4 protein-coding genes and 3 pseudogenes are annotated in these 6756 nt (G+C 50.3%); 4 read left to right on the plus strand and 3 right to left on the minus strand.

From position 1 onward, the window contains the following. Positions 1-645 precede the first annotated feature (645 nt). Positions 646-1404: pseudogene (gene rhtA / locus ACTBDZ_RS13375) on the minus strand (threonine/homoserine exporter RhtA); the annotation flags it as partial. 260 nt (positions 1405-1664) lie between these two features. Between rhtA and ompX the strand changes: the two are divergent. Both ompX and ACTBDZ_RS13385 read left to right on the plus strand, forming a co-directional pair. Continuing rightward, a complete protein-coding gene (ompX, locus tag ACTBDZ_RS13380) occupies positions 1665-2180 on the plus strand; it encodes an outer membrane protein OmpX (RefSeq protein ID WP_438815689.1) in 516 nt (171 codons plus the stop codon). A gap of 164 nt (positions 2181-2344) precedes the next feature. Beyond that, positions 2345-3424: an MFS transporter gene (locus tag ACTBDZ_RS13385; RefSeq protein WP_438815690.1), complete on the plus strand. Its 1080-nt coding sequence runs from the start codon at positions 2345-2347 to the stop codon at positions 3422-3424. 116 nt (positions 3425-3540) lie between these two features. Here ACTBDZ_RS13385 and ACTBDZ_RS13390 read toward each other — a convergent pair. Next, a pseudogene (locus ACTBDZ_RS13390) lies at positions 3541-4969 on the minus strand (EmmdR/YeeO family multidrug/toxin efflux MATE transporter). 317 nt (positions 4970-5286) lie between these two features. Here ACTBDZ_RS13390 and ACTBDZ_RS13395 point away from each other — a divergent pair. Together ACTBDZ_RS13395 and ACTBDZ_RS13400 are read left to right on the plus strand one after the other, a co-directional pair. Further along, complete coding sequence (locus ACTBDZ_RS13395; RefSeq protein WP_438815691.1) at positions 5287-5589, plus strand: ArsR/SmtB family transcription factor; 303 nt, start codon at positions 5287-5289, stop codon at positions 5587-5589. Positions 5590-5603: 14 nt separating this feature from the next. Next, positions 5604-6146, plus strand: a pseudogene (locus ACTBDZ_RS13400) (rhodanese family protein). Between the two features lie 238 nt (positions 6147-6384). Here ACTBDZ_RS13400 and ACTBDZ_RS13405 read toward each other — a convergent pair. Continuing rightward, positions 6385-6615: a hypothetical protein gene (locus ACTBDZ_RS13405; protein ID WP_438815692.1), complete on the minus strand. Its 231-nt coding sequence runs from the start codon at positions 6613-6615 to the stop codon at positions 6385-6387. Positions 6616-6756: the final 141 nt, after the last annotated feature.

Below are 6756 nucleotides of genomic sequence, written 5' to 3' on the forward strand. Positions count from 1 at the left end.
AGGTTACGGATGGTAACGTGGGGAGTACTCATGCTGATTGGTCTGCAAAAAGCAGTAATAAATTCAGAACTTCAGAATACCGTCAAGTCCCGAAAAAAGAAAAATCAGGTGCGGAATGACGGATGGAGACCTGATTTTGAAACAACTATGGTGATCTGTTCCGATGATTACCCAAACTTTCTATTTATTCAACAAAGCCACGTCATTATTATAGTAAATAACGATAATGAATGAGAATTATTTAGCTCTTATAATAACTTGTGCCTATTCAGGCGCCACTGTCATTTGTGATGCAATATATCTGAAAGGAGCCTTCTCTTGCCGCAGTCTGCTGCCTGCAAGAGAAGAAACGCGATTGAATTCTGAAGGTAGTGCGTGTCAGCTTTGGGCGCTATCGGTGATGCGTGCTCGTTTTGCTGTGGACGTAGCACCGAGGGAAGCGGCGATGATACAAAACAGCGCTATCCATTGCGTCAGCAACAGGTGCTCACCGAGAAACAGAATCCCGGGTCACGTATTCAATGAGTGTATTGCTACATAGTCTGGCATGCAAAAAAGGTGTTTAAAACCAGCCTGAATGCATGAAGAGAACATAGAGCATGAATACTATTTTTATTGCGGAGCAACACATTGAATACGTGACCGAATCCCGGATAGGGCTGCAATGGCGGGTTCCATGCTCATCAACGTGCTGAAGGTTTTGGCGGGGAGACGGGTCAGTGCCATCATCTCCAGCGAGTAGGGTAGTGCCGTGGAGAGGATCGCGATGGCGATACCAAGCGGAAGAATGGCAGGGGAGAGCAATGAAGTATCTGCAAAATAAGCCCCCAGGGGGCAAAACACCACGGCCGCAACCAATGAGCCAATCGCCACTGTCGCCGGGCCATGGTTAGCGCCTGCGCTTTTTCCGAACACGATATATAAGGCCCAGCAGGCACCTGCGCCGATGGCACAGAGCGCGCCTTGCATATCGACGTTGGAAATGTCGTTATCCAGCGGTAATAGAAACCACATACCAGTTAGTGCCAAAAGGATCCAAAGGAAATCAAGCGCCCTACGCGACGAGAATATGGCCACGGCCAGCGGGCCGGTAAATTCAAGCGCGACCGCTACACCCAGTGGAACAGTTCGAATAGAGAGATAAAACAAAAAGTTCATGCCACCGAGGGTCAGGCCGTACAACAGCAGCGGTAATCGATTCCCCTGAATACGCATGCGCCACGGTTTAAAAACAATGCATAAAATCAAAGCCCCAAGCCCAAGGCGCAGCGCTGTAACGCCGGGAGCCCCTATCAGCGGAAACAGGTTTTTCGCTAAAGCAGCCCCACTTTGGATGGAAAGCATCGCAATCACGATAAGAAGAACAGGCAGCAGCGTCGAGCCGCGCAAAGCAGATAAGGTCATCCTTTGGGCCTTGATAAGCAGGGAAGAAGTCATGATGATGTGAGAAAGGACGTCCATAAATTATGGCTTTTTCCACACTAATCTAGTGTAAATGAGTGGCCCGTTTTTTAATGATTATAAATCATGATGTTACGTATTTACTGAAAATGTTTGTTACATATATAAGCGATTTGATAAATATTTAATGCGCAGCACATCAGATTTTTTTGTTATATTAAATCTGCTTAAACTTCTTTCATAAGATGAATTCGAGGCAGTATATGAAAAAATTTGCGTGTCTTTCCGCACTGGTTTGCGTATTTGCAGTAAGCGCAGGTTCTGCATTCGCCGGCCAAAGTACCGTATCCGCCGGTTATGCTCAGGGTTATGCCCAGGGCGTGGTGAACAAAGCGAAAGGTTTTAACCTTAAATACCGCTATGAGTTTGATGACAGCCAGGTTGGCGTGATCAGCTCCTTCACCTATCTGGAAGACAGCCAGTCCAACGACGGTTACTACAATAAAGGCCAATACATGGGCTTTACTGCGGGCCCGTCTTACCGTATCAATGATTGGGCAAGCGTCTATGGCGTGATTGGCCTGAGCCACGGTAAATACACTTACAATGCGGTAGACGGTACTGACAACAACCATAATGATGACTATGGTTTCACTTACGGTGCAGGTCTGCAATTCAACCCGATTCAGGACGTTGCCCTGGATGTTGGTTATGAGCAAAGCCGTATCCGTAGCGTCGATGTTGGCACCTGGGCGGTTGGCGTAGGCTACCGTTTCTAAGGGTGTTGTGCGGTCAGGAAATCGATTCTGAACTGCAATACGATGCCCTATAAAAATCCGCCGTCATGGCGGATTTTTTTGTCTGTGGCGCGGAACGGTAGCATATTATCGCCATTCTCCTGCTCGGGATAAACCTGCGCCCGATTCTGGCCGTGGTGGGCCCATTGCTTGAACAAATTCAGCAGGCTACTGGTCTGGACGACAGTCAGGCTGGCCTGTTGACCACGTTGCCCATTCTGGCAATGGGGATTTGTGCGCTTTACGGCGGCTGGTTGCAACGTCATCTGAGGGAGTATCGCGGCATTCTGCTCGGCATTACCATCATTACGGTTGCTTGTCTGGTGCGTTTTCCTTGGGATACGCGCGTTGGGCTGTTGGTGAGTGCTGCGCTTGGCGGTGTAGGCATTGCGCTGATTCAGGCATTGGTGCCGTCGTTTATCAAGCGCTTCTTTCTCCAGCGCAGCAGTCTGTTGATGGGGCTTTATACTACGGGGATTATGGCTGGGGCAGCCGTTGCTGCGGCGACGGCCTCACCGTTATCGGGTATCGCTGGCTGGTCTAGGGCGTTGGCATGTTGGGGAATCGTTGCCTTTATCGCACTGTTGGTCTGGTACAAAGCGCCGTCTTCGCGTGAGGATCATGAGCAGAATGCGATTTATCATCCCGCGCCGCACGGTTTGCAACATTGGACCTTGATGCTGTTCTTTGGGATCGGGACGGGGGCTTATACGTTGGTGCTCGCCTGGCTGCCACCCTATTACATGCAGTTAGGGTGGAGTGCCGCGCAAAGTGGCTTTTTGCTGGGGGGATTAACGCTGACCGAGGTGTGTGCAGGGTTGGCCGTTTCCGCATTGATTTCCCGCTTTCCCGATCGACGTATGCTGCTGGTGCCAATACTGGTGTTACTGCTGTCAGGCATGATACTGCTGTTGATGGCACCGCTGTCCCTGGCTTTTGTCGCGATGATTCTGCTCGGAATTGGTATCGGTGCGCTGTTTCCACTTTCGCTAATTGTTGCACTCGATCACGCAACCAATGTGCAAGAAACAGGTCGATTGATGGGCTTTGTTCAAGGCGGAGGCTATGTCCTCGCAAGCGTGATGCCGACGCTCGCGGGTGTCATTCGACAGCACACCGAAGGGTTGGAGCAAGCCTGGACGATCATGGCATGGGGCGTTGTCGTGCTTATTGTGATGGCATTTCGCTTTCGGCCATCAAGCGCCCACAAAACGCGCGGGCGTTAATGTAAGCGCTGCATTACTTGCCATTTTGGCCATGGCAGTGCTCGAATCCTCAGGCCCTCCGTGTCGGCTCCGGTTTCTGCGCGCTGTTTTATCAAGCCAATAATGTCTACCGTGTGTTAAGCGGCGGGAGGTCGGTAGCGCCACAGCCACCGGCCGCTGGCCATACGGCGATAATACAACAGGCCGCGCACGATCCAGTCAAAGAACATGCCCATCCACACGCCGATAACGCCAAGACCGAGCCAGATACCGAGGATATAACCCGCTACAATGCGGCATCCCCACATACTTGCCATGGCTACCCACATGGTGTAACTGGCGTCTTTTGCCCCCTTCAAGCCCGCAGGCACTACCCAGGCCGCTGCCCAAAAAGGGGTAAATAGCGCGTTCAACCACAGTAACTGCTTGGCAACCTCAATCACTTCGGGCTCATTGGTATACAGTGATGACAAGAAACTGGCCGAAGGTATTGAAGATAAGGCGAGGATGCATAAGCCGATATTGGAAAGCACAAAAATATACTGCAACTGGCGAATCGACTGAAAAATCTGCCCTTTACCCAAGCGTATTCCAACGATGATGGTGGCTGTCGAGCCGAGGGCATTGCCGGGGAGGTTGATCAGTGCCGCGATAGAGAAGGCGATAAAATTGCCCGCGATAACCTCTGTACCCATTCCGGCGACAAAGCGTTGTGTGATCAGCTTGCCCAGATTAAACATCACGGATTTCACGCTGGCAGGAACACCGATGCTTAACACTTCATACAGAATCGTGTAAGTGAAAGGCACAAAATAGGATTTGAAAGGGATGCGCAGTGCACCGTTAAAGCCGTGCATCAACGTAAGAATGACAAACACCGCACCGATATAGCGTGACAGCGTCGTGCCGATACCTGCGCCATAGAACCCCAAACCATCCCAGGAAAAAATCCCGTATATCAGCACACTACTGATCAGAATGTTCAAGATGTTCATACCGATGTTGATGAACATCGGCAGCTTGGTATTACCGGCCCCGCGTAGCGCCCCACACCCGACCAGGGAAATCGCCATTGTCGGGTAGCTCCACCCTGTTTGCCGCAGGAACACCAGCGCCAACGCTTTAACATGTTGATCCGCTGAACCGGCGATCAGGTTTCAGGTTAATGATGGCTTCACCCGCCAATTCAATCAGCAGCACTAATAAAAAGTAGACCAGTACCAGCAAAGACATGGACTGACGCGTTGCCGCACGGGCCTGTTTGCGATTGCGTTGGCCCAGGCTGAACGCCACTACCACCGCGGTGCCCAGTGCTACAGCGGTAAAGAAAGCGATGATGAGCATGTTAAAACTGTCTGCCAGACCCACGGCGGCCATGGATTCCTTGCCCAACCAACTGACAAGAAAGGTGCTGAATACCCCCATCAACACCACGCATAGCCCTTCAATAAAAATGGGCACGGCCAGTGGTGTGATCTCGCGCCAGAGCAGAACACGGTTTGAGTGCCGCTTTTTGTACCAATCCGTTTGGTGATATCTATTGACTAATCGAGAGAAGTTTTTCATGCACCGCTTTGAAATTATTCTGAATAAGGCCTGGTTGCGCAACAGCGACGTGGCGATAACGCTACCTGCTGGTGTCATCACGCAAAGTCGCGATAGTGTGTCTTGTTTTACTACTGGAAACGTTGATATGGCTAATGATCGCCCCCAACAGTACGTCAGGTGCAGAAAAAATCTGAAACAGTGGACCAATTTTAATAGAGTAACAGTCAACCGAAAGATGCTCCAGCCCTGGTCACACTTTTCAGAGAAAACGCTTGATTTGTTTTAATTGTAATTTTAGTATTTTCTTAATTAAGGGTTTTCTAAAGTAATCAGCAATGCCGGATACCGTGAGTGAATTGCAGCGGCGTGCCCATGACGCTGCGTTGTTGTTAAAAGCGATGGCGAATGCCAATCGTTTACTGATCCTTTGTATGTTGGTTGAGCGTCAGCAGGTGAGCGCTGGCGTACTCGGGCAGGCTTGCGGCTTAAGCCCTTCTGCCACATCGCAGCATCTGGCGCGTATGCGTTCTGAAGGGTTGGTTATCACCCAGCGCGAAGGCACCACCATCTATTACGCGATTGCTAACCACTATCTGGAACGCATCATCACGACGCTCAAAGACATTTATTGTCCTTGAAAGAGAGGAATACCATGGTAACGCTACCCTATCTTTCCCCCGTTGATGCTCGGCAGCGCCAGGCTGACGGGGCGTTGATGGTTGACATTCGCCAGATAGCGGAATTCCAGCGTGAGCGTATTCCGCAATCACGTCTGTACTCGCTGGGTGAGCAGGCCAGCGAGCCGTCGGGAACAGCACTACCTGAAAATAAAACGGTTATTTTTTACTGTTTATCGGGAGCGCGCTGCGAACTGTATGCACAGCAGATAGCAGCACTGGTTCCTGGGCAACGCGCATTTTTGCTGGAAGGGGGGCTCAACGCCTGGAAAAAGGCGGGTTTGCCGGTTGAAGTGGATCGCACGCAACCGCTGCCTGTTATGCGTCAGGTATAAATTGCTGCTGGCGGGTTGACACTGCTAAGCGTTGTCTTGGGGTACACGTTGCACCCGGCTTTTTTTAGTCTCGCCGGTTTCATCGGTGCAGGATTGGTGTTTGCCGGTGTCAGCGGATTTTGCGGTATGGCCAGATTACTGATGCACATGCCTTGGAATAAGCGCAGTGGCCTTAATGGCTGAAACCGTGGTCTGGTGTGCTAACCCTGGCAATTTCAGGTAAAAAAAAACCCGACTGGAGTTGAGGCAAAGGTATCTAGAACCTTACTTATAAGGCGGAGCGGAGTATATAATTTAAAACGCTGTTCATACAATATAAAACGGTATTTTGTTTTTATGAATTGTGACGACTATCTTGCTTTGGCGCTAGGTCAGGTCAGACTCGGCTTGCCGAGAAAAGTCAGCGACATATGGCGTAAGGCTAGATTGACGCTATTTTTACGTTGCCCTCATCGAGATGAGTGGCGTCCAATACCTCTTTCAGTTCGACATTATCACCCTCAATAGAAACACACCGAAACAAGGTGCGATCTTCTATCAGCACTTCCGCTTCATGCAGGTTACGGGTAAATCCGCTGATGGCGTGTGCTACGTGGGTGACATGGGTTTTGTACAAGGCTTGATGAGGTCCTTTGCCGGTCTTGTGGGCCATGGCGATATTCTTATTTTTTATCCGTCATTCCGCACCTACTTTAAGAATAAATTCGACGGTATCGCTCGCCGAGAACATCAACGATGGTCTTGTGAATAGAATTGAGGTTGGATACTTGTGGTGGTCTGTCACCAATACTGA

The sequence above is a fragment of the Symbiopectobacterium sp. genome (assembly GCF_051710365.1).
Lineage (GTDB): Bacteria > Pseudomonadota > Gammaproteobacteria > Enterobacterales > Enterobacteriaceae > Symbiopectobacterium.

Coding starts and splice junctions, on each gene's coding strand:
- ACTBDZ_RS13395 (WP_438815691.1), top strand. CDS start 5,287: ATGCCGGATACCGTGAGTGAATTGCAGCGGCGTGCCCATGACGCTGCG.
- ompX (WP_438815689.1), top strand. CDS start 1,665: ATGAAAAAATTTGCGTGTCTTTCCGCACTGGTTTGCGTATTTGCAGTA.
- ACTBDZ_RS13405 (WP_438815692.1), bottom strand. CDS start 6,615: ATGGCCCACAAGACCGGCAAAGGACCTCATCAAGCCTTGTACAAAACC.